The following is a 220-nucleotide window of genomic DNA, read 5'->3' on the forward strand; positions in this document are numbered from 1 at the left end:
GGGAGGATTCGAACCTCCGACCGCCTGGTTCGTAGCCAGGTACTCTATCCAGCTGAGCTACATCCGCTCATATAAAACTTAAAACAACACTTTCACTCTGAGGACAAAAAACCGCAACGTTGTTGCGGTTTTTTGCTCGAATGATGGCGGAGAAGGAGGGATTCGAACCCTCGATGGGAGTTAAAGCCCATACTCCCTTAGCAGGGGAGCGCCTTCGGCC

At 51.8% G+C, this 220-nt stretch carries 1 tRNA gene; it reads right to left on the minus strand.

Going from position 1 to position 220, the window contains the following annotated elements:
* A tRNA-Arg gene (locus Q1A86_RS21180) sits at nt 1-59 on the minus strand.
* Nucleotides 60-220 lie beyond the last annotated feature (161 nt).

It is taken from the genome of uncultured Shewanella sp., from assembly GCF_947497935.1.
In the GTDB taxonomy this organism is placed as follows: domain Bacteria; phylum Pseudomonadota; class Gammaproteobacteria; order Enterobacterales; family Shewanellaceae; genus Shewanella.